Source organism: Atopobium sp. ICM42b, assembly GCA_000564995.1.
Taxonomy (GTDB): Bacteria; Actinomycetota; Coriobacteriia; order Coriobacteriales; family Atopobiaceae; genus Lancefieldella.
The window spans coordinates 1-22,113 of sequence record JDFH01000014.1; the positions used below are offsets into that span (position 1 = coordinate 1).

The 22,113-nt window shown below is 45.8% G+C and carries 20 protein-coding genes; 18 read left to right on the top strand and 2 right to left on the bottom strand.

Annotation, left to right across the window (positions count from 1 at the left end; all coding sequences use genetic code 11):
- The first annotated feature begins 451 nt into the window (after positions 1-451).
- From HMPREF1493_RS03855 to HMPREF1493_RS03900, 10 genes are all read left to right on the top strand, one after another.
- Complete coding sequence (locus HMPREF1493_RS03855; RefSeq protein ID WP_035427976.1) at positions 452-658, top strand: FeoB-associated Cys-rich membrane protein; 207 nt, start codon at positions 452-454, stop codon at positions 656-658.
- Between the two features lie 125 nt (positions 659-783).
- Positions 784-2,097 carry a glutamine synthetase family protein gene (locus HMPREF1493_RS03860; protein WP_035427977.1) on the top strand — a complete coding sequence of 438 codons (1,314 nt, stop codon included), beginning with the start codon at positions 784-786 and terminating at the stop codon, positions 2,095-2,097.
- 336 nt (positions 2,098-2,433) lie between these two features.
- A complete protein-coding gene (locus HMPREF1493_RS03865) occupies positions 2,434-3,285 on the top strand; it encodes an ABC transporter substrate-binding protein (RefSeq protein WP_035427979.1) in 852 nt (283 codons plus the stop codon).
- Between the two features lie 99 nt (positions 3,286-3,384).
- The gene (locus HMPREF1493_RS03870) at positions 3,385-4,815 is read left to right on the top strand and encodes an amino acid ABC transporter permease (protein WP_051485260.1); all 1,431 of its coding nucleotides are present in this window, start codon (positions 3,385-3,387) and stop codon (positions 4,813-4,815) included.
- The gene (locus HMPREF1493_RS03875) at positions 4,815-5,675 is read left to right on the top strand and encodes an amino acid ABC transporter ATP-binding protein (protein WP_035427981.1); all 861 of its coding nucleotides are present in this window, start codon (positions 4,815-4,817) and stop codon (positions 5,673-5,675) included. The genes HMPREF1493_RS03870 and HMPREF1493_RS03875 overlap by 1 nt, the downstream gene beginning before the upstream one ends.
- 154 nt (positions 5,676-5,829) lie before the next feature.
- Complete coding sequence (locus tag HMPREF1493_RS03880; RefSeq protein ID WP_035427982.1) at positions 5,830-6,504, top strand: winged helix-turn-helix domain-containing protein; 675 nt, start codon at positions 5,830-5,832, stop codon at positions 6,502-6,504.
- A gap of 196 nt (positions 6,505-6,700) precedes the next feature.
- Positions 6,701-8,122, top strand: a complete 1,422-nt coding sequence (locus HMPREF1493_RS03885) for a S1C family serine protease (RefSeq protein ID WP_051485261.1) — start codon at positions 6,701-6,703, stop codon at positions 8,120-8,122.
- A 61-nt stretch (positions 8,123-8,183) separates the two neighbouring features.
- The gene (locus HMPREF1493_RS03890) at positions 8,184-9,545 is read left to right on the top strand and encodes a DNA recombination protein RmuC (protein ID WP_232215503.1); all 1,362 of its coding nucleotides are present in this window, start codon (positions 8,184-8,186) and stop codon (positions 9,543-9,545) included.
- Between the two features lie 145 nt (positions 9,546-9,690).
- Positions 9,691-10,014 (top strand): metal-sensing transcriptional repressor, encoded by a 324-nt coding sequence (locus tag HMPREF1493_RS03895; protein ID WP_035427985.1) that lies wholly within the window; start codon positions 9,691-9,693, stop codon positions 10,012-10,014.
- A gap of 9 nt (positions 10,015-10,023) precedes the next feature.
- Positions 10,024-12,627, top strand: a complete 2,604-nt coding sequence (locus HMPREF1493_RS03900) for a heavy metal translocating P-type ATPase (protein ID WP_035427986.1) — start codon at positions 10,024-10,026, stop codon at positions 12,625-12,627.
- Here HMPREF1493_RS03900 and add read toward each other — a convergent pair.
- Positions 12,617-13,615 carry an adenosine deaminase gene (add, locus tag HMPREF1493_RS03905; RefSeq protein WP_035427987.1) on the bottom strand — a complete coding sequence of 333 codons (999 nt, stop codon included), beginning with the start codon at positions 13,613-13,615 and terminating at the stop codon, positions 12,617-12,619. The two genes, HMPREF1493_RS03900 and add, sit on opposite strands and share 11 nt — an antisense overlap.
- 45 nt (positions 13,616-13,660) lie before the next feature.
- Complete coding sequence (locus tag HMPREF1493_RS03910; RefSeq protein ID WP_035427989.1) at positions 13,661-14,695, bottom strand: ADP-ribosylglycohydrolase family protein; 1,035 nt, start codon at positions 14,693-14,695, stop codon at positions 13,661-13,663.
- 433 nt (positions 14,696-15,128) lie between these two features.
- Between HMPREF1493_RS03910 and HMPREF1493_RS03915 the strand changes: the two genes are divergently transcribed.
- From HMPREF1493_RS03915 to HMPREF1493_RS03950, 8 genes are all read left to right on the top strand, one after another.
- On the top strand, positions 15,129-16,091 hold the full coding sequence (locus HMPREF1493_RS03915) for a zinc dependent phospholipase C family protein (protein ID WP_035427990.1): 963 nt from the start codon (positions 15,129-15,131) through the stop codon (positions 16,089-16,091).
- A gap of 6 nt (positions 16,092-16,097) precedes the next feature.
- Positions 16,098-16,877 (top strand): metallophosphoesterase family protein, encoded by a 780-nt coding sequence (locus tag HMPREF1493_RS03920; RefSeq protein ID WP_035427992.1) that lies wholly within the window; start codon positions 16,098-16,100, stop codon positions 16,875-16,877.
- A gap of 2 nt (positions 16,878-16,879) precedes the next feature.
- The gene (locus HMPREF1493_RS03925) at positions 16,880-17,437 is read left to right on the top strand and encodes a DNA-deoxyinosine glycosylase (RefSeq protein WP_035427993.1); all 558 of its coding nucleotides are present in this window, start codon (positions 16,880-16,882) and stop codon (positions 17,435-17,437) included.
- Between the two features lie 204 nt (positions 17,438-17,641).
- Entirely contained in the window at positions 17,642-18,295 is a 654-nt protein-coding gene (locus HMPREF1493_RS03930) for an amino acid ABC transporter permease (protein ID WP_035427994.1), read from the top strand.
- A complete protein-coding gene (locus HMPREF1493_RS03935; RefSeq protein WP_035427995.1) occupies positions 18,282-18,959 on the top strand; it encodes an amino acid ABC transporter permease in 678 nt (225 codons plus the stop codon). The genes HMPREF1493_RS03930 and HMPREF1493_RS03935 overlap by 14 nt, the downstream gene beginning before the upstream one ends.
- Positions 18,952-19,707, top strand: a complete 756-nt coding sequence (locus HMPREF1493_RS03940; RefSeq protein WP_035427996.1) for an amino acid ABC transporter ATP-binding protein — start codon at positions 18,952-18,954, stop codon at positions 19,705-19,707. Before HMPREF1493_RS03935 ends, HMPREF1493_RS03940 begins: the two co-directional genes overlap by 8 nt.
- A gap of 58 nt (positions 19,708-19,765) precedes the next feature.
- The gene (locus HMPREF1493_RS03945; protein ID WP_035427998.1) at positions 19,766-20,662 is read left to right on the top strand and encodes a transporter substrate-binding domain-containing protein; all 897 of its coding nucleotides are present in this window, start codon (positions 19,766-19,768) and stop codon (positions 20,660-20,662) included.
- A 184-nt stretch (positions 20,663-20,846) separates the two neighbouring features.
- Positions 20,847-21,842: a 2-keto-3-deoxygluconate permease gene (locus HMPREF1493_RS03950; protein ID WP_035427999.1), complete on the top strand. Its 996-nt coding sequence runs from the start codon at positions 20,847-20,849 to the stop codon at positions 21,840-21,842.
- Positions 21,843-22,113: the final 271 nt, after the last annotated feature.

A 22,113-nucleotide genomic window follows, 5' to 3' on the forward strand; every position in this document is an offset into this window, starting at 1 on the left:
CCCGCAATTGAGCAGAATATCTGACTTAGGTGTGTTCCGTAGATACTAAATTTATCGATAGTTAAATTCCTTATATAAGTCTATTCATGTATAAGCATATTAGATGCAGTTTATGCATAGATATGCATATCAGGTAGTGTGACCGCCTAGCTGCCTGGCTATCTTGATTAAGAACATGTCGATTCTTCAGCAGAACACAAGAAAGCTGTGCTATTTTGTGCGCCAGACCTAAAGCCGGCGCTAACACGCTGCAGAATCATAATCACCCGCATATGAACTGCGTCCCAAAACTTGGACATAAGAAATGGGGGGGCAGTTCACTTTGAATTAGAGCGCAGTTCTCAATTGTTTTGGTAAGAATTTAGATTCTGCAAATAATTTATGATTCAGCGTATGTAAGCATGCAATGAGGGTATAGTATGCCGTAGTTAACAAATTGAGGAGTATCTGTATGAGTCCTATTGATATTTTGATTGTCCTTATTGTCATTGCTCTTGTTGCTCTTTGTGTCCGCTCTCAACTTAAGAGCGCAAAAGAGGGTTCTTGTTCTGGATGCTCTTCTTCCAGTAGCTGCGGCACTCATCATGGTGGAGATGGTCATTGCGGTGTTGCTCAGAAAATGATTTCTGACGTCGATAAGGCTTTTGACGCTCAATAGCATAATTGTCACAATTTCATTAACAATTTTTACCATTCACCCGGTTTCAGGGAAGTGGAAACATAGCCGTAACAAGAATGTGTCATGGTAGTTACGATTCCAGTTTTCTGACCCGGGAGGACCGTATGAGTACGGATAAGAAAATTGACTATATTCTTCGCACGGTAGAGGAACGAGACGTTCGCTACTTGCGTCTTTGTTTTACCGATGTACTCGGCGGATTAAAGGCTCTCTCCATTTCCCCCGAGGAGCTAGAAGAGGCTTTTGTTGAGGGCATTGGTTTTGATGGCTCTAACGTTGACGGCTTTGCTTCCCAGGAGCAGTCCGATCTTCTCGCATTCCCTGACGCAGATACGTTCCAGATTCTTCCATGGAAGACAGATGACGGTGTAGTTGCAAACGTATTCTGCGATATTCAGACTCCTCGACGTGAGGCTTTTACAGGCGATCCACGCCTTGTACTGAGAAATGCTTTTATTAAGGCAGAAGACCTTGGCTATGTTGCAAACGTTGGCCCTAAGCTTGAGTATTTTTATTTTGTGAGCGGGACTGAGCCAAAGCCTATTGATCAGGCTGGATACCTTGATTTGAATTCTGCTGATCTCAGCCATAGTCTTCGATACTCCACGTCTCGTGCACTTGAGAATCTTTCTATTCCTGTTCAGTATTCTTTCCATGCAGCTGGCCCTGCTCAAAACGGCGTTGAGCTCCGTTATGCAGAAGCACTAACTTGCGCGGATAACATTGTTACTGCTCGTCTGGTTATCAGACATATTGCAACACTTCACGGTGTGTTTGCTTCGTTTATGCCAAAGCCTCTTCAGGGTGTCCCTGGCTCAGCCATGCTTTTGAATCAGTCGCTTCTTGACCACGATGGCGAGTCTCTGTTCTGGGCTCCAAAGACTGAGAGCGAGGCCCACCTTTCTGAGCTTGCTCAACACTACATTGCAGGTCTTATTAAGTACGCTCCCGAGTACATGCTTATTACTAACCCAACGGTTAATTCCTATAAGCGTTTTGATCGTGATGCTATTCCTGCCTATGCAACCTGGGGTCGTAAAAACCGTTCTGCTATGGTTCGCATTCCTACGCACAAGCCAGGCAAGCACGTTGCTACCCGTGCCGAGCTGCGTATTCCTGATCCAACTGCAAATCCTTATTTGGCTAATGCTGTCACGCTTATGGCTGGACTTAAGGGTATTGAAGAAGGCCTCTTGCTTCCTGAAGAGTTTGTAGGCGGAAATCCTGCTGATTATGGCGAGAAACTCCCCACAAATCTTGGAGAGGCACTTGAGCGCTTCAAGCAGTCAGAGCTTCTTAAAGATGTTCTTGGTGAGCATATCTTCTCGTATCTGTGTGAGCGCAAAGCAGAGGAGTGGCGTGAGTTCTGCCTTACCGTCACTGACTGGGATACCCAGAAATACTACGCTGGTTGCTAAGCAACTATTCTGCTTGCGTTTATATGTACCTTTGAACCCTGCTCTGATTTATTCAGAGCAGGGTTATTTGACGAGAAACCCGTGTTTCACGCAAAGAATGTAGCCTTCTTATTCGAATTGTTACCGTTTTATGAACTGAAAAAATTACTTTTACCTGGTCTTTATTGGATAGAATGACTAAATAGTAGTCATTTATGCAAAGAAGTTGTTCTTCTCGTCATTTTTATGCAATAAAAACGAGAAATATGATGAAAATTATAAGTAGATTTTTCATATTTGCTTCCTATAATTCATTCCAATGAATTTCAGCTCAGATTTATTCAGGAAGAGGCAAATATGAAATCGTCACTGGTTACTACCGTTAAAAAGAATGCCCTAAAGGGCGTAGCTGCTGTTTTTATGGCATGTGCACTTGTTGGTCTTATGGCTTGCTCGTCATCTAAGCAAGAAAATGCGCAACAGGGTACTACTTCATCCTCTGATTCAAGCTATACGCTGGTAACTAAGGGCCATCTGACTGTTGTTGCAGAGCTTGGTTTCCAGCCTTTTGAGTACTTTGAAGGTAACTCAACCACTCCTGTTGGTTTTGACGTTGATCTTATTACCGAGATTGCAAAAAGACTCAATCTTGAGGTTACGTACCTGCCAAATCAGAAGTTTGACACTCTTGTTCCAACTATTAAGCAGGGTGGCAAAGCAGACGTTGCTATCGCAGGCATTACCATTACTGACGAGCGCTCTCAGGAGGTAGACTTCACTACTTCTTACCTCGACTCCAATCAGTCCTTGGTTGTTAAGTCAGGCAGCACCGAGACCGAGCAGACGCTCAACGACGCCTCTAAGAAGGTTGTTGTTCAGACAGGTACTTCCGGCGAGGATTGGGCAAAGGAGAATCTTCCAAAGGCAACTATCGTTTCTGTCGACGATGTTGCTGCAGCAATGGCAGGAGTCCAGACTGGTTTGTACGATGCTATGGTCATTGACTTGCCTGTTGCTTCCAATCTGATTAGCACTTCATATTCTGATCTGACTATTGCAAAAGAAATTCCAACAGGTGAGCAGTACGGCATTGTAGTTTCCAAGGACAATCCTGCGCTGACCGAGGCAATCAACAAGGTTCTTGCAGACATGGAGAAGGACGGCACTATGACTGCTCTCAAGACCAAATGGTTTGGCTCTAACATCTAGTTTTACCAGCTCAGCAAAAGTGCTTGAAGTCAGATTTGGCTTCAAGCACTCACTGTTTTCATCAGGATTTATCGCAACTAAGCTCTAAAGGAGTATCACGTGATTGCACTTTTGCACAAAACTATGTCAGGACAGCAACTGTCCTTGTGCATGTCATCTGCGAGTTTCAAAGCTGAATCTGCACCTCAGAGTACGGCTTATAATTCAGCTAAGTCAAAGCTCTCGCATAATCGTGCGTACTCCTCACTGCTTGTAGTTCTTCTCGCTACGCTTCTTTTGAGTGGGCTGTTCTTTATGTCTCTGAGCGTGTTTTCTGTTCAGGGTGCGTTTGCTCTCACCACAAATAAGGCAACAACTAAGTCAAATCAGACAGAAGGCAATGGCGTTATCGGTGGCAAAGAGACTCGTTTAACCTGGGAGGGAACAGTTGAGGACGAGCAGGTCTTTCAGCTGACTTTGCAGCTTCCTGAGGGCTCCGATCTGCAGAGCGCAACTACTAAGGTGACCGTTCTCTCAGGTCTTACGCGCGAGAAGATCGAGGCAACTGCAAGCGTCCAGGGAACGCAGGTTGTGATCTCTTTTGCAACACCCGTGGACGCTCAAAAGCTGATTCGTGTAGAGATTTCCGGCATGAAGTTTCCTGCTGACGGCGGTTCGTACACTGTTGAGGGAACATATACCACTGAGCAGGGAACTCAAAAGCTTGCTTCTTCTCCTGAAATCACCATTATTCCTAACACACCTGTTCAGGCTCTGGTGAATTGGCTTGATGCTCAGCCTTGGGTTGAAGCGTGGAATTCCAACCACTTTTTGGGCATGTTCTTAAAGCCACAACTGATTGTCTCTTCAGTGGTGATGCTTTTTCCTGGATGGCTGGTTTGTCTTGCAATTGTAATTTGCGCTTATCCTGTAGCTATTGTGCTGGGAATGGGCTTTGCGCTGCTGAAGATTTCCAAGAATCCGCTCCTGCGTGCACTTGCGGTGGTATATATCAATTTGTTGCGTGGAACCCCATTCTTCCTGCAGATTTATATTCTGTTCTTTGGTCTTCCTATGTTAAATATTAATCTGGACACCAATTTGCTTGGCTTTATTGTGGTTGCTATCAATTCTTCTGCGTATCTTTCAGAGATTTTCCGCGCGGGCATTCAATCAATTCCGCAGGGTCAGTATGAGGCAGCAAGCTCTCTTGGTATGAATCGTTTACAGACCATGACGTTTATTATCATTCCTCAAACTATTCGCCGGGTTATTCCGCCTCTTACCAGCGACTTTATTACTTCCTACAAAGATACCTCGCTGCTTTCTTCTGTAGGTGTTATGGAGCTGATGATGTTTGCTAAAAACCTCACCACCTCAACGGGAAACATGACGCCATATATGACGGCCGCTCTGTTCTATTTGGCAATTACCTTGCCACTTATTAAGGTAGTTGGCACTATCGAGAAACGCATGGAGCAGTCAGAAACTGGTAAAACAGCAATCGTCGCAGCTAGTAAGACCCAAGCTCTTTCTAAGGAGGGAAACTAATGTCTTTCTTTTCTTTCAAAAAGAAGTCGAACACAGAACAACCTGCCTTGGATGCTGAAGTTGCTGCACAAGAGGCATTTGAGCGCGATAAGCCGCTTACTAACCATGCTTTCGAGTCAGGTGAACATCCTATTGTTCGTATTGAGCACCTCAATAAGTCGTTTGGATCAACGCATGTCTTAATTGACGTTAATCTGACTGTCTGGCCAGGTGAAGTTGTGGTTGTGCTTGGTCCTTCGGGCTCTGGTAAGTCCACCATGCTTCGTTGTATCAATCTACTGGAGACTCCTTCTGCAGGTCATATTCTTATTGAAGATCAAGAGATTACGGGCACAAACGAGGCAGAGGTCAACGCCCTTCGTAGAGATGTCGGAATGGTCTTTCAGCAATTCAATCTGTTTGGTCATTTAACGGTCAAAGAGAACGTAATGATTGGTCAGAGTAAGGTTCTAGGAAAGTCAAAAGAGGAGGCAGAGGCAGAGGCGCTAAAGCAGCTGGAGGCTGTTGGTCTTGCCGATAGAGCAGACTTCAAGCCTGGTGCGCTTTCCGGTGGACAGCAGCAGCGTGTTGCAATCGCTCGCGCCGTTGCTATGCATCCAAATGTACTTCTGTTTGATGAGCCTACTTCCGCGCTTGACCCCGAGCTTGTTCGTGGTGTTTTGGATGTTATGCGTGATCTGGCAAAGAACTCTGGTATGACCATGATTGTGGTAACGCACGAGATGAGTTTTGCAAAAGACGTGGCAGATCGCGTGGTCTTTATGGAAGGAGGAGTGGTAGTTGAGCAAGGTACTCCTGATGTCATTTTCAACAATCCACAAAACCCTCGAACAGCTGAGTTCATTGGCGCTCTTGCGTAAAACCCATACTTTTTAGAATTAATACGCAAACGTAAAAAAATATTTTAGGGCGAGAAAATCTTCTCGCCCTAATTGCAGATAATGAGGTATATCTGCTCTTTATTCGCAGCTTGTGGTATGCTTTATAAGATTAAGCTTATCCTAGGGGGAATCGATGCATCACAAGAATATTCTTCTTGTATCTGCAACGACACGCTTACATGAACGTATGCGTGAACTTTCGCATGTCATTGATGTGTCTATTGCTCTTGCAAATGCAGCCTCATTTTCTCAGGCTGCGGCTTCTGGTCACACGTTTGACCTTATCATTCTTGATCAAAAAGAACTTTCCCAGGATGTTATCAGCACGGTTGAGAATTATTCTGCGCAAAATGGAGGAATTGCTCGTCTGTTTGTTGCTGACCTTGATAATCTTTCTAAGTTTGTTCTGCCTGTTCAGGGCAAGAGCGATTTTATTTTGTCTACTGCAACTATCCAGGAGTTTAGCCTTAGGTGCTCGCTGCTTTTGTGGCCAGGTACCGAGAGCACTTCTAGAGATTTGGTTATTGTTGACAACATAAAGATTAACCTGGCAACGTATCAGGTTTATATTGATGAATCTCCTGTTGATCTTACGTATATGGAGTATCTGCTGCTGTCATTCTTGGCAACCCATCCGTCTCGTGCATACTCACGTGAGGCTCTTTTGCAGCGCGTTTGGGGCTTTGAATACTGCGGCGGTACCAGAACAGTTGACGTTCACGTAAGGCGTGTTCGCTCAAAGATTGGTCCTCAAGCAGCCGCTCATCTTGAGACGGTTCGTGGTGTAGGCTATCTGTTTAGAGCATAATCGCAGGTACAGACTGTATTTAATGGGATCTGCAAACTTCTTACTTACGAGCAGGACTCCCGTGCGTCTTTCTCATAATGAGAAACGAATTTTTGTCCGGTATAACGGGTAGAATACACATATTGAAAAATTGATGTTTAGCGCAGAATTATTTGCGTTAGTTGTTTGCATCAAAGTGATGTTAAGGAGGATGTCTATGGAGAACCAAGCGCATGGTTTAACCACAGATTCCACTGTAAATAAGCGTTTCTCGCCAGTTGAGCAGGCTGGATTTATGTCTATGTTCAAAAGTTCAAGTGTAAAAAGAACGGCCTGTGCAATTGCTTTTGCCGTTGCTTGTGTTCCTACCATTGCTTTGGGAGAGGGAATCTCTAAGCTTCCTGCAGTATCTGGTCAGGCAACTATTTCTCAAGCAGCGACGTCTCGTCCTGCTGCAGAACCAACTGATACTAAGACGGCAGAAACGGTAGCTTCTAAGGTTTTGCCTTCGGTTGTGTCGGTTAAGGCTACCAGTGATTCATCAGGCTCAACCGGTTCTGGCGTTGTATTGAACACAAATGGAGACATTCTTACTAATTACCACGTCATTGAGGGTATGGATACGTTCTCTATCTCCGTTAACGATAAAGAGTATGAGTGTACTGTTGTAGGAACAGATCCAACCTCTGACCTTGCTGTTCTTCATGCTGACCTTAAGGGAGATAGCCTAACTCCAATTGAGATTGGTAATTCCGATAACTTAGCTCCTGGTAGTTGGGTTATGAGTGTTGGTAGTCCATTTGGTCTTGATCACTCTGTTTCTGCAGGTATCGTGTCTGCTCTTTCTCGTGGAGATATGCTTGAGACCGAGGGTGGAGAAACCACTATTTATGCAAACCTCATCCAGGTTGATGCAGCTATTAACCCAGGTAATTCTGGCGGTGCTCTGGTTGACTCTAATGGTCAGCTTGTGGGTATTTGTACGTTGTTCTCGTCAGATACCAAGTCATTTGCGGGTATTGGTTTTGCAATTCCTTCTAACTATGCCATTGATATTGCAAATCAGATTCTTTCTGGCCAGCAAGTTAAGCATGCCTATATTGGTCTTTCTATGCAGACCGTTACTCCTCGAGTTGCAAAGCGCAATGATCTCTCGGTAGATTACGGTGCGTATGTAGCAGGCCTTCTTGATGATAGTCCTGCAGAGGGTGCTGGTATTAAAAAGGGTGATGTTATTGTCTCTATTGGTGGAGAGCGCGTAGTTTCTGCTGATGCAGCTATTATTGCCGTTCGCTCTCACAAGATTGGAGAGACCGTTCCTGTAGAAATCATGCGTGGAGAAGACCGCCTTACTATCAACGTCACGCTTGGTTCTGATGAGACGCTTTCTTCTATGAAAGAGAAAGAAAAGAACAGCAAGAACGAAACAAACAACGATACTGATGATAAGCAGGATCGTACTGAAGATGATGGTGATTCCTATAGGTATTATCGTCAGCAAAACTATTGGGAAGAGTTCTGGGATTACTTCACTAATCCTTATGGAGATAAAGACGTTGATTCCGATAATCCATTTGTGAATTTCGTAGAGAGCATTACCAATAGCATTGCAGAAGTAATCTACGGAATTTTTGGTTAACACTCAGATTGCGTTTGCTGTGTTTGCGTTTGTTTGTTCTGCTATGAGTTAGGGGAGTCTTGTGGATTTGCTTGTGCTGTTAGTTTTGGCTGTAGTTGTCATTGTGCTTATCGTGAGCCTTGTCACACTTTCCTCTAAGCTTTCGCAAGTAAAGACGCTGCAAGAGCAAAGTCAAACATCATCTGCAGAGCTTATAAGAAGCTCCCAAGAGTTGGATCGTCGTGTTACGGATAACATGGCAAAAATGCAAGAGCTTATGGATACAAAGCTTGAGAAGGTAAGAGAGGTAGTTGATCAAAAGCTCACCTCAACACTGCAAAATCAGACGAAGCAGACTGATCAGCGTATTGCTCAGCTTGATGCTCGCTTTGATGCTTTTCAGCGTCGTGTGGATGACAACATGAAAGCAACTTTCCAGGCTTCAACTGAGCAGCTTGGTAAGGTTAGAGAGACTGTTGACAAACAGCTCAGCGACATGCGTAAAGAGAATGAAGCAAAGCTTGAGCTTATGCGTCAGACCGTTGACGAGAAACTCCAGAAGACGCTTGATGAGCGTATGACTCAATCGTTTCAGCGCGTGTCTACTCAGCTTGAGCAAGTTCATCAAGGCTTGGGAGAAATGCGCGGCCTTGCAGAGGGTGTTGGAGACTTAAAGAAAGTTCTTTCCGGCGTTAAGACTCGCGGAATTGTTGGAGAAATTCAGCTTGGCGCAATTCTAAGAGACATTCTTTCTCCAGAGCAATATGAAGAGAATGTTGCTACTGTTTCCGGTTCTTCTGAGCGCGTCGAGTTTGCTGTTAAGTTGCCTGGAGAGTCAGGGGAGACCGTTTGGCTTCCTATTGATTCTAAGTTCCCAGGAGATACATACGAGCATTTAGTGGATGCAATCAATGCAGGTAATGAGGAGGCGATTGCTGCTGCTAAAAAGAGTCTAGAGACTCGAATTAAGGCAGAGGCAAAAGATATCTCTACAAAGTATATTGCTCCACCAGAGACAACTAACTTTGCTATTTTGTTCCTTCCTTTTGAGGGACTTTATGCAGAGGTAGTCAGTCAGACGGGTTTGCTTGAGCAGCTACAGAGAGAGTATCGCGTTAATGTGTGTGGACCTTCCACTATGGCAGCACTTCTTAACAGTCTTCAAATGGGATTCCAATCTGTTGCTATTCAGAAGCATGCCGACGAAATTCAAAAGGTACTCTCTGCGGTTAAGACAGAGTTTGAGACGTATCAAGCTCAGCTCGAGAAAGCTCAAAAACAGATTAGAACTGCAGAAACCACCATTGATAAGATTCTTACTACTAGAACAAAAGCTATGAACCGCAAGCTCAGAGGTGTTACTGCCTTAGAGAGCCTTGAAGATGCACAGAGTACTTTAGGTCTTGCTGAGGGAAGTGTAGAAGATCAAGAGGACGATGAGTAGCACGTATTTTGAGTGCTGACATTCTCTTTTATGGGCAGATAAAAACAGCGGCTTCGATCGCTGTTTTTTGTTGCATAAAAATACCGTATGGGGGTATACTGTTTATAGTACTTAATACCCCCTATGGGTATGTAAAGGAGGAGAGATGGCTCAGAAAAACGGCCAATCACAAAAGACATGCTGTCATTGTGATCACAAGGCTACTCCTCGCTCAAGCGAGCTTAAAAGTGGAGTTTCTCGCCGTATTAACCGTGCAATCGGCCAGCTCAATGGCATTAAAACAATGATCGATGAGGATCGTTATTGCGGAGACGTCCTTATTCAGCTTGCAGCAGTTGAGTCTGCGGTTAAGGCCATCTCAAGAGAAGTAATGCAGGATCACCTGGAGTCTTGCGTGGTTGACCGCATCCAGTCGGGTGATACAGAAGTTATTGATGAGGTCATGGACCTCTTTAAGCGTTTTATGTAAGGTGGCGTTATGGATCAGAAAGTTTTTGATGTACAAGGAATGACATGTGCAAGTTGTTCTGCGCACGTAGAGAAGGCGGCAAACTCTGTTTCTGGTGTCTCTGAGGCTCGCGTTAATCTGCTTAAGAATTCTATGGAAGTTGATTACGACGGTAATCCAGATACCCTCAAGCAGATTTCTGACGCAGTAAGCAAAGCAGGCTATGAGGCAACACCTCGTAGCGATAAAAAAGATTCTGCTGCAGCTACTAAGGCAGATGCTACCGATGCTTCAGAAAAGGCGGTAAAGCAAAAGAGGATTGAACTTATCTCCTCAATGGCGTTTGCCATTCCACTGTTCTATCTTGCCATGGGTGAGATGATGGGAGCACCTGTTCCGCCTGCTGTTTCTGGTATGAATGGCATGATGAACTTGGCTCTTACCGAGCTCTTGCTTTGCATTCCTATTCTGTTTATTTGTCGTCACTATTTTGTTGGTGGATTCCGCTCATTGCTGCATGGCGCTCCTAATATGGACTCGCTCATTGCGCTGGGCTCAGCAGCGTCGTTTGCCTACAGTGTTGTCAGTTTGTACCAGATGGCAAACGCTTTTGTTGCAGGAGACATTACTGCAGCTCACCAGGCAATGCACGGCATGTACTTTGAGTCCGCAGGTTTGATTCTTGCTCTGATTACCTTGGGTAAGTTCTTTGAGGCTCGCGCAAAAGGTCATACCACAGGTGCAATTAACGCACTTATGAACCTTGCCCCAAAGACTGCTATTCTCGTCAAAGACGGTGTTGAACAAGAAGTTCCTGCAGATACCGTTGTGGTTGGAGACGTGCTTGTGGTAAGGGCTGGTCAGTCAATTCCTGTTGATGGCCAGCTCATCGAGGGAGAAGGATCTGTCGATGAGTCCGCGATTACCGGAGAGCCTGTACCTGTAAGTAAGACCGTTGGCGATTCCGTGACAGGCGCAACGGTATCTACCGGCGGCTGGTTTAAGATGCGTGCCACCGCTGTTGGCGATGACACTACCCTTGCAGGCATTATCCGCCTGGTTGACGAGGCAACAAGCTCCAAAGCACCTATCGAGCGTCTTGCTGACAGCATTGCTGGCATCTTTGTACCTGTTGTCATTGGAATTGCGCTGGTAACCTTTGCAGCATGGTTTGTCTTTGTGGCACCTGGTGACTTTGCGGTTGCTCTCTCGCACGCTGTTGCTGTTCTGGTTATTTCGTGCCCTTGTGCACTTGGTCTGGCAACACCTACTGCCATCATGGTAGGCACTGGTTTGGGCGCTTCAAATGGCATTTTGGTCAAGTCTGCCGAGGCGCTTGAGGGCGCAGTCCGAGCAACCGTGGTTGTTCTTGATAAGACCGGAACGCTCACTGAGGGCAAGCCGAGCGTAACTGACGTACTTTGTGCAGGTGGAACTTCCGAGCAGCAGCTGCTTGAGTACGCATATGCGCTTGAGCAAAAGAGCGAACATCCACTTGCGCAGGCAATTGTTACGTACGCTCAAGAGAAGCTTGGAGAGTCTGCAGGCAGCTTTGTTGACATACAGGAGTTCTCACAGGTTGCTGGTGGTGGCCTTACGGCAAAGGTTGGCGAGAAACGCCTTGTAGCAGGAAACGCTCGTCTTATGGAGCAGGAGGGCATCAGCACACAAGAGCTGACTTCTCAGGCTCAGCAGCTAGCTGAACAGGCAAAAACACCGCTGTACTTTGCGCTTGAGGGTAAGCTTCTTGGTGTCATTGCTGTGGCCGATAAGGTTAAGCAGACCAGCGCATCCACTATTGCTCGCCTTCGTGCTATGGGCGTTAAGTCCGTCATGCTTACTGGCGATCAGGCAACAACAGCAAACGTCATAGGTAAGGAGCTTGGTGTTGACCAGGTTATCTCTGATGTCTTGCCAAGCCAAAAAGAGTCCTACATTAGGCAGTTCCAAGACGCTGGAGAAAATGTTGTTATGGTTGGCGATGGCATCAACGATGCTCCAGCACTCGCGCGAGCAAACGTGGGAATTGCAATTGGTGCAGGTACCGATGTTGCTATTGAGTCCGCTGACATTGTCTTGATGAAGTCTGATCCAGCTGATGTTGCAACTTCAATTGAGCTTTCTCGTGCCACTATGACCAACATCAAAGAAAACCTGTTCTGGGCTCTGTTCTATAACACCATTTGTATCCCTGTAGCTATGGGCCTGTTGTATCCATTTGGCATTTCGCTGAACCCTATGATTGGTGCAGCCGCCATGGGCTTCTCGTCAGTCTTTGTTGTATGCAATGCACTGCGCCTGCGTACCTGGAAGCCAAAGAATACCAGCTCAGCAACTCGCCAAGACGCTCATGACACAAAACCAGTCATTGACGTTCAACCTAAGTCCATAAACGACGCATCCGCGTCACAGAAGGAGGAATCTTATATGGAGAAGAAACTAAACGTAGAGGGCATGACTTGCCAGCACTGTGTTGCACACGTCACACAGGCTCTTGAGGCTGTCGAGGGTGTCTCTAAGGCAACCGTTTCACTTGACGAGAAGAGCGCTGTTGTTGAGCTGTCTTCTGATGTCGCTGATAGCGTATTGGTTGATGCTGTTGTTCAGGCAGGATATGAGGCTACTATTGCCTAAGGTGGGCAAGTAGACGGTCTTTCTCGCTAGAATCACTAAATACCGCACGTGCAGCATTTTCAGCAAGCTCACGTGCGGTATTTTTGTCTAGACCGCAGTGCTGTTGTAAAAGCTCAAACTCGCGTGAGAGGGTAGTGTTGGAGACAGTCATGTTGTCCGTGTTGATAGTGACCGTCAGACCAGCATCAAGCAGTTGCTCAAGAGGGAAGCGCTCTATTGACTCAAAGATGCGCGTTTGAAGGTTGCTGGTAGGGCAAATCTCAAGCGCAACATTTGCAGCTTTAAGGTCCTGGATAACGCCTGTGTCTTCCAAAGAACGAACACCGTGACCAATACGTTGTGCGCCAAGTCGAAGCGCAGCCTTGATGCTTTCTGGACCAGCAGCTTCTCCCGCGTGAATAGTAAAAGGAACATCTTTTCTTTGTGCTTCAGCAAAAAGTGACGAGAAATTCTCTGTGGCAAAAAGCGCTTCTGCTCCTGCTAAGTCTGCAGCTACGACGCCATTTCCAAGGTACGCTGCAGCCAGATCAATTGACTCTTCATTTTTGTGCTTAAGCGCTTCACCTGTGCCACGCATAGCGCAAATAATGTATGCCGTGTGGAGCGCTGACTGTGGATGCTCTGCATAGAAGTCAGCTCTACCAGCAAGAGCAGCCTCAAGAATTTCTTGCTGAGAAAGACCTCCTGCAGTAAGACTTCCTGGTGCAAAGCGAGGTTCAGCATAGAGAATGCCCTCTGCGTCAAGTTGCTCGTGAAATGCCTTTGCAACCGTACGAATGCCCTGTGCTGACTGCATAAGCTTGAGCGGCAGCTCAAATGTAGCAAGATACTGGTTAAGATCCTGGCAATGAGCTGGGACTTGCATCTTTTCTTTGAGTTCAGCCAAAGAGAAATCAAGTCCTGCTTCTGCTGCAAGTTGGGCCGCGGCAGGAAGTGGGATTGATCCATCAAGATGAACATGCAAATCGATAAGAGCACAGAAGCTCATGGCGCCTCCTACAAGAAACGTATGCTATGGCGCAAAGAGCGCAAACTAGATAGCTACATCATACGGTAGGGAAGTGGCGTTTTCCAAATCGTTCGCAAGTTTTTCAAACTGGTATCCATTGACGCGCTCAAGCAGATGTACTTCATCAGGCAAAACGTCATAGTGAATCTGAGAGCAAATAGCGCAGGCAATAGATCCAATGGTGTCTGTATCTCCACCCATCTCTGCAGCTATTCTCGCTGCTCTAGAGACCTTTCCTTGAGAGAGCTTAACTACCGCAAGAACTGCAGGGATGGTCTCTATAGTTTCATAACCACAGCCGCAGTAGTCGTAGATGTCTCTTGATGCTGCTAGGGGAGTCTCTAGGTTTTTGGCACCCTCGCAAAACTCCAGCGCCATGATGCACTTTTGATACATACTGGGCATAGGCATTTGTGTACCAATTTTTGTGTAGAGAGCTCGGTGTCCGTAACTTAAAGCAGTTTCAAGAGCGTCCTCTACCGTAAACGAGTTTTCAGAAAGACCTCTGCTTATGGCGGCAACAATCATTGATGCGCCCATGATAGCTACGTTGGTTCCATGAGTGGGAAGCGCAAGTTCAGTAACGCTGTTAATGAGCGCATGTTTGTCTTTCCAGCTCACAATTGAAGCCATCGGCGCACATTTCATGGCACATCCGTTAGTGGTTCCAAGGCGACCACACGTTTTAAGCGAGTGGCCAGAAAGTCGATTGGCTAACGCAGCTCTTGTGGAAGGGCCAACTACCTGTGCAGCGTTTGGCTCTGTTGCCACATAATTTTCTAGTGCATCAAAGTAGCGGGATTGGTTAAAAACCCCCTGGTTATCAATGATGTTTTTAGTCAAAATGATTGCATTTGCTGTGTCATCTGTAGTCTGACCTGCGGTAAAAGGTCTTCCAAAAAAGTCATTTTTAGGTGGATTTGAAAGACTTTGAACTCCATCAGGAAATGCAAAATCGATTTGGTGTGGTGACATCATCTCTGTTGGCATGCCATAGGCGTCGCCATAAGCAAGGGCCGTAAGCATCCTGTAGAGTTTAATTTTTCTTGCCGTGTTCATGTTACTCACGCTTCTCTATGTCAGAAGAACGTGATGTTTTGGCTCTGCAGAGACTCTTGTTACCTGCAGAGATAAGCTTCTCATAGCAGCTTGCCATGATTGCTCCCCTCAATTAGATATTCTCTGTCTTTACAGATTTTTCTTTACTGTGCCGTAAGGAATGCCTCACTCCTTAGATCCTTACTTTCCTAGCTTGTAGTCGCAATACAAGCTAGATGGCTCAGACAGAAAATATCTCCCCCAAGTATGTTTAAAGATATCAAATATTTAAGTATTACTACAGGGGGTAAGGCTTATTAATCGGCGGGCGGTAGCTGAAGAGAGCTTAGAGGTAACTTGCTCACAATAGTGACTACATGCTGTTTTATATTCTCTCTAACGTACTGAGCCATTGCTGGGTAAAATGGATGGTAGCAATCTGAAAGGAATGGACATGCCCGCAATTTTGACTCATGACTTCTTTGGTAAGGATGCCTTTGATATAGCTGCAGGCAAACTTGGTTTTTCTACGATGGAAGAGCGAGAAGCTTTTCTGTTGGGTAACCAAGGTCCAGATCCGCTGTTTTATTTAGCAGCAGATCCGCTGCTGCATCGCTACGCTAAATATGCGTCGATCATGCATAAAGAAAAAACGCCTGAACTTCTTCTTTCTATGCGAGACGCAATTGCGCCTCTGCCACTTAAAGACGTTGCGGTTGCTCGCGCCTATATTGCGGGATTTCTCTGCCACTATATGCTTGATTCCACTGCTCATCCCTTTGTCTATTACTGGCAAAACATGCTTATCTCTCAAGGCGTAGAGGGCTTGGATGAATCTGCTAAAAATCAAGTACATGCAGAGATTGAGAAGGACCTTGATGAGGCAATTCTTTACGCTCATCTTGGTAAAACGGTAGCTACCTATAGGCCTTATAGCGAGGTTTTGAAGGCATCGCTGCATACGCTTTACGTTTTGGATAGGGTGTTTTTCTTTGCGTTGCTATGGACGTATGAAAAACCTACCGATACCAGGATTTTCTCGTCAGCTGCTGTTGATTTTAGGATTATCCAACATCTAGCATATTCGCCAACAGGTAAGAAGAGAAAGCTACTTGGTCATCTTGAACGCACCTTTGGTACAAATAGGTTCTCTTTGATTGAGGCGCTCTCTCACGGGGCAAGGGAATCCTCCGATTCTGACTTTGATAACAGAGCGGGAAATGAGTGGACTGATCCTTTTACGGGAGAGATTCGCAAAGAGAGCTTCTGGGATTTGTATGACCATGCGCTGGCAAATGTGCCGTATGCACTTGACGTTTTCTTCTCGCCAGACTTTAATCTTGATACTGCAAAAGAGCTTACGCAAAATCTGAACTTTGATGGTCAGACGCTTGCAGATGAAGGTTCGACAGAATAGGTTTTTGTGGCAACGTACGTTTTTTCTGATATTCACGGTCATGTGGAGCCGCTTAGGCGTGCTCTAGAGCGTATTAATCCAACTGAGTCAGACGTGTTCTATTGTCTTGGCGACATGATTGACCGTGGTCCTAGCTCGCTTGCCACTATAAAGACAATTCGTGAGCTTCCTAACTGTACCGTTTTAATGGGCAATCATGAGCAACTTGCGCTGCAAGCATTGGCCCCAGAGGCGGATATTGAAGCTCAGTTTATGTGGCAGATTAACGGGGGAGACGCAACACTTGCTGAGCTCAAGACGCTTTCTGAAGAAGAATATGGTGAGCTGATTGACTGGTTGCAGGCGCTTCCTTTGTACGCCACCGTTGAGGTCCAAGGCAGAGATTTTGTTCTGGTGCATGCGGGTGTAAAGTCCAATGGCGTTCCCTTGCCAACCGCCTGGGATAAGACTTCTTTGGAGCAGTATTTAAGCAAGCAGTCTGAAAACGATCTTTTGTGGATTCGTGAAGAGTTTTGGCAATATCCAACGGATTTCCGCACGTCAGAAGCAGCATATCCCGTTGTAATTTGCGGTCATACACCCACACCTTTGTTAGCAAGCTTTGGTGCAAAAAACTTGAACCGCAGTGCCACCACTCCTGATGGCCTTGCGCAATGGGTACAGTCAGATGGCGACAAGTGGGGAATTGACACAGGCACTACAGGTGGAGCCGGCTATGGCCAAGTAACTGTACTGCGCCTTGATGATTTGCAGGAGTTTGTTGAGCCGCTGCAAGAAGGTGAGTAGCTGTGGCTGTAAAGACGCCACAGCCTGCCAGCGATGCTGCCAAAACTGCGCTTACGCATGTAGAGAACACGCTTGATCCCATTATTTTCCCGGACTCTCGCGTGTTGCTCTTGGGATCAATGCCTAGTCCTAAGTCTCGAGAAATTGGCTTTTACTTTGGCAATCCTCAGAATAGATTCTGGCGCGTAGTTGCCACGTTATATGGCGAGAAACCCCTCAAGTCCATACCTGAAAAGATTGACTTCTGCAAAAGACATCATCTTGCTCTTTGTGATGTGCTTAAGGCTTGTGACATTAAGGGTGCAAGTGACGCTTCTATTGCAAATCCGATTCCACACAACATTGGCGCTCTAATTCAAGATTCATCAATCTGCGCCATTTTTACACTTGGTGGGACGGCAACAAAATTTTATAAGCGCTACACCGAGCAACAAACTGGTATTTCCGCACGTCAACTACCCTCTACAAGTCCTGCTAATGCCCGTATGTCAGTTGATGATTTAGTGGAAGAATTTTCCATTATCAAAAAATTTAGCAATTGTGAGTTGACAATATCCTAGTTGCGGCTAGGATTATACGCATGCGAATTATGGCTACGACATACACTGTACTTTGTGCATGCACCGCGATGTGTCTGGTGCCCGGGTCACATACGACCAGGGTGTAATTGTCGCTGAGCAAAATTTTCCTGGTACAGACTCGGGCGTAAAGCTATTTTGTAACTCTTGTGTGAGTATTCGCACATCCCGAGAGGATTTATTCGCATGGACTGGAGCTTCATAGGGGAACACCTCCCACTGTATGCAGAAGCTGCAAAAATAACGCTTACTATCTCTTTCTTTGGAGTTCTCTTCTCGCTTATCGTTGGTTTGATAAGTGCTCAGATTTCGCTGACAAAAATTCCTGTTTTAAGTCAGCTTAATGCTGTTTACGTTGAGCTTTCCAGAGGAACACCCCTGCTTATTCAGCTGTTTCTTATCTACTTTGGGCTGACTAAAGTTGGTCTCAAAATGGATGCAGAGGTAGCTGCTGTCGTGGGATTAACGTTTCTTGGTGGCTCCTATATGGCAGAGGTGTTTCGCGCAGGCTTTGAATCAGTTGCAGCTATTCAGTTTGAATCTGCACAGGTTTTGGGCCTCTCAAAGATTCAAGCTCTCCAGCACGTTATTCTTCCACAGGCACTTTCTGTAGCAATTCCAGGCCTTGTTGCTAACATCATTTTCTTAATCAAGGAATCTTCCGTTGTTTCCGGCATTGCTCTTGCAGATTTGATGTACGTAACCAAGGACATTATTGGCATGCAATACGACACTACAGAAGCCCTCTTTATGCTGGTAATTGCCTATGTGATTATCCTTGTTCCTATTTCTTTGCTTGGCAGCTGGCTGGAGAGGAGGTTTGACTATGCCCGTCGATAACATTTTGCTGCAGGAAGGAGTGATAACGCGCCTTCTTGGAGGTCTTGCAACAACGGTGCACATTGGCCTTATCTCTGTGGCACTTTCCATTCCTCTTGGTATTCTCGTTGGACTTTTTATGACATCCAACAACAAGGTGGTTCGTGCAATTCTTCGCGTTTACCTTGAGGTTGTTCGTGTTATGCCTCAGCTGGTGCTGCTCTTTGTGGTGTTCTTTGGTACTTCTGAATGGTTTGATGTTAATTTTGATGGCGTTGAAGCTTCAATTGTAGTTTTTACCTTCTGGGGAGCAGCCGAGCTTGGAGACCTGGTACGAGGAGCGTTGGAGTCAATTCCAGCATCTCAGTATGACGGTGCATTTGTGCTTGGCCTTTCTCGCCAGCAGACGTTTTTTAAGGTCATCCTTCCTCAGGCTTTCAAGCGTCTTTTGCCTCCAGCTATCAACCTGATTACACGCATGATTAAGACAACGTCACTTTGTAATTTGATTGGCGTGGTTGAGCTGCTCAGAGTTGGTAGTCAGATCACCGATTTTTATCGCTTCAAGTTCCCAACCGACGGAGCACTTTGGATTTACGGAGCTATTTTCTTCCTGTATTTTGCTGCCTGCTTCCCACTTTCGTATCTTTCACGCAGGCTTGAGAGGAGCGCCTCACATGAGTAACACCGTTTTAGCAGTTAAGGACCTCACTAAGGTATATCCCTCAAGCCAGAAACCCGTGCTTGATAAGATTTCGCTCTCCATCAATAAAGGCGAGGTAGTCGTGGTGTTGGGACCTTCCGGTTGCGGTAAGTCTACGCTGCTTCGCGCCATTGTTGGCTTGGAAGATATCCAAGGGGGAGAAGTGCTTCTCCACGATCAGGTTATTTCTGGTCAGAAGAGGGAAAGCGCCGCAGCAGGCATTGGTATGGTTTTTCAGAGCTATGACTTATTCCCAAACATGACGGTTTTGAAAAACGTAACCCTGGCTCCTCTGGTAGTGCAGAAGCGCTCAGAGGATGAGGTTTTGGCACAGGCAGAAGAACTGTTGCGTCGTGTGGGACTGTGGGAGAAGAAAGACTCCTATCCATCAGCACTTTCTGGCGGCCAAAAGCAGCGCGTGGCAATTGTTCGTGCTCTTATGACTAACCCTGAAGTTCTTTTGCTGGACGAGATTACTGCAGCTCTTGACCCCGAGATGGTTCACGAGGTTTTGCAGGTAGTTATGGAGCTAGCAGAGCAAGGAATGACCATGCTGGTGGTAACTCACGAGATGCGCTTTGCTCAAGCAGTTGCTGATCGAGTCATTTTGATTGATCAGGGACACATCGTAGAAGAGTCGTCCGATGCACAAGAGTTTTTCTCGGCACCTAAAACAGAAAGGGCACAAGAGTTTTTGCGCACCTTTGAGTTTGAACGTGTGCATAAGTAAACAACGTGTTTTTGCACGTAGATGATGTAGTAATTGATACAACTTGTTAGGATTTGAAATGAACTTCTTTGAAAATACTTCCGCTTCTCTTTCTCGCCGTGCTTTCCTTGGTGCAAGCGCACTTTCTGCTGCAGCTCTTCTGGCAGCTTGCAAGAAAAAGGATTCTGACGGAGCTCAGGGTGGATCTTCTGATACAGACTCAAAGTTTAGAACCCTCGACGATATCAAGAAGGCCGGTACGGTAAATATTGGCGTCTTCAGCGATAAGGCTCCTTTTGGCTACGTTGATGGAAGCGGTAATTACGCTGGTTACGACATTGTTTTTGCTGAGCGTCTTGCAAAGGATATGGGCGTCAAAATCAACTACATTGCTACTGACGGACAAAATCGCGTGCCTTTCTTGCAGTCCAATAAGGCAGATATCATGCTGGCAAACTTTACAGTAACTGACGACCGTAAAGAAAAAGTTGATTTCTCTCTGCCATACATGAAGATCAAGCTGGGTGTTGTTTCTCCCGCTTCTGCGCCAATTACTGATGTTTCCCAGCTTGATGGCAAGAAGCTTATTGTTTCTAAGGGAACCACGGCTGAGGTTTGGTTTGCTAAGAACGCGCCTAAGGTTGAGCTGGTCAAATTTGATAGCTATGCTGATGCGTATAACGCACTGCTCGACGGCCGCGGCGATGCTTTCTCAACCGATAATACCGAGGTACTTGCATGGATTAAGTCTAACCCTGGCTTTGTTGTTGGCATTGATGACCTGGGCGACTCCGATACTATTGCCGCTGCAGTTCACAAGGGTAACTCCTCGGTGTTGGAGTTTATCAACAACGAGATTACCGGCCCTCTTGCAGAGGAGAACTTCTTCCACAAGGCTTATGAAGAGACACTCGCTCCAATTTACGGCGACGAAGTAGATCCAAATACTATGGTCGTCGAGGGCGGCAAAATCTAAGTTCTGGGCCTAGTCCGTCTTTACAGCTCAATTACACCCATTTCGCGAGAAGACCTTGCAGTTTGTAAGGTCTTCTCGCATTTGTAGCCAAATTGTTAATTTGTACAGTACTTTTTAAAAATGTTTCTTTGTGCTGATAAAGTAGGTCAACTATTTTTTGACCACCAGGGCAAAGGAGCTGATAATGGCAGCTGAACAGCAAAAAGCAACTCGTAAAATTGGTGTCCCCAGGTTTCCTGGCGATATTATGCTGTATCCGCTTTCTGTAGGTCTACTTCTTCACTCATTTGTTCCTCAGGTTCTAGAAATTGGTAGTTTCACCACTGCTGTTGCTAAGGGAGCTCCTGCAATTGTTGGCATTGTTTTGCTGTTTGTGGGTGCTTCTATTGATCTTAAGACGGTTCCCAAGGTTTTGAAGACTGGCCTGACCATTCTTATTCCTAAGCTTGCCATTGCTATTGCCTTTGGTTTGTTTGTTGCTAAGTTCATGAACGATAATTTCTTTGGTCTTAATGCACTTTCTATCATTGGTGGCATTACCTTCTGTAACGTTGCTTTGTACATTGGTATTACTGCTGAGTACGGGACTCCTGATGAGCAAGGCGCGGCTGCAGTTTTGTCCCTTGTTGCTGGTCCTGCAGTTACTATGATTGCCCTAGGTGCAGCAGGTGTTGCGGCAATTTCTCCTACCGCACTTGCGGGTACCCTTCTTCCTCTGGTCCTTGGTGTTGTTCTTGGTAACCTTAGTCCTTTTATCAGGGGGCTTTTGGTTCCTGGTATTAACCCCTGTATTGCTGTTGTTGGCTTTGCTCTTGGTTGTGGCATGAGTGTTGAGAACCTTATTACGGGCGGTCCATCAGGTATTCTCTTAGCAGTACTTTGCATCATCACGGGTATCCTTACCATGTTTGTTGAGCGTCTACTGGGCGGTTCTGGTAAGGCAAGTCTTGCGAGCGCAACTATTGCAGGTACCGCAACAACCACTCCTGCTGCAGTTGCTTCTGTTGATCCAACGTATACGGCTCAGGTTGTTGCAAACGCAAACGCTCAGCTTGCTGCCGCGGTAGTTATTACTGCACTGGTAGCTCCAGCATTTACTGGTTGGCTTGATAAGAAACTGACTAAGAAAAATGATGCCGGTGAGGTACAGACTTCAGAAGAAGTATCTGCTGCTGAGTAATTACGTAAGCTTTATATAATGCATATGAAAAACCCTCTTCTACGTTGGTGGAAGAGGGTTTTATTCACCGGTTAAAGAAAATAAATGATGTGGCTTATCTCAAATATAAGCGCAAGTATGAGGAAAACTAAGAACAAAATTCTTACCCTTTTTTTGATACCGCTTTTAAAAAAGACATAAAAATCGATAACCTCAGTCAGAATTAATACTAGAAAAAATAGTAATGGTGGAATAAGTCCCTGTTTCCACAGTAGTCGCATTCCCTGATAAG

Bases quoted from the DNA above. Each gene is read 5' to 3' on its own strand.
- HMPREF1493_RS03855 (WP_035427976.1), top strand. From the start codon at position 452: ATGAGTCCTATTGATATTTTGATTGTCCTTATTGTCATTGCTCTTGTT.
- HMPREF1493_RS03860 (WP_035427977.1), top strand. From the start codon at position 784: ATGAGTACGGATAAGAAAATTGACTATATTCTTCGCACGGTAGAGGAA.
- HMPREF1493_RS03865 (WP_035427979.1), top strand. From the start codon at position 2,434: ATGAAATCGTCACTGGTTACTACCGTTAAAAAGAATGCCCTAAAGGGC.
- HMPREF1493_RS03875 (WP_035427981.1), top strand. From the start codon at position 4,815: ATGTCTTTCTTTTCTTTCAAAAAGAAGTCGAACACAGAACAACCTGCC.
- HMPREF1493_RS03880 (WP_035427982.1), top strand. From the start codon at position 5,830: ATGCATCACAAGAATATTCTTCTTGTATCTGCAACGACACGCTTACAT.
- HMPREF1493_RS03885 (WP_051485261.1), top strand. From the start codon at position 6,701: ATGGAGAACCAAGCGCATGGTTTAACCACAGATTCCACTGTAAATAAG.
- HMPREF1493_RS03895 (WP_035427985.1), top strand. From the start codon at position 9,691: ATGGCTCAGAAAAACGGCCAATCACAAAAGACATGCTGTCATTGTGAT.
- HMPREF1493_RS03900 (WP_035427986.1), top strand. From the start codon at position 10,024: ATGGATCAGAAAGTTTTTGATGTACAAGGAATGACATGTGCAAGTTGT.
- add (WP_035427987.1), bottom strand. From the start codon at position 13,615: ATGAGCTTCTGTGCTCTTATCGATTTGCATGTTCATCTTGATGGATCA.
- HMPREF1493_RS03910 (WP_035427989.1), bottom strand. From the start codon at position 14,695: ATGAACACGGCAAGAAAAATTAAACTCTACAGGATGCTTACGGCCCTT.
- HMPREF1493_RS03915 (WP_035427990.1), top strand. From the start codon at position 15,129: ATGCCCGCAATTTTGACTCATGACTTCTTTGGTAAGGATGCCTTTGAT.
- HMPREF1493_RS03930 (WP_035427994.1), top strand. From the start codon at position 17,642: ATGGACTGGAGCTTCATAGGGGAACACCTCCCACTGTATGCAGAAGCT.
- HMPREF1493_RS03935 (WP_035427995.1), top strand. From the start codon at position 18,282: ATGCCCGTCGATAACATTTTGCTGCAGGAAGGAGTGATAACGCGCCTT.
- HMPREF1493_RS03940 (WP_035427996.1), top strand. From the start codon at position 18,952: ATGAGTAACACCGTTTTAGCAGTTAAGGACCTCACTAAGGTATATCCC.
- HMPREF1493_RS03945 (WP_035427998.1), top strand. From the start codon at position 19,766: ATGAACTTCTTTGAAAATACTTCCGCTTCTCTTTCTCGCCGTGCTTTC.
- HMPREF1493_RS03950 (WP_035427999.1), top strand. From the start codon at position 20,847: ATGGCAGCTGAACAGCAAAAAGCAACTCGTAAAATTGGTGTCCCCAGG.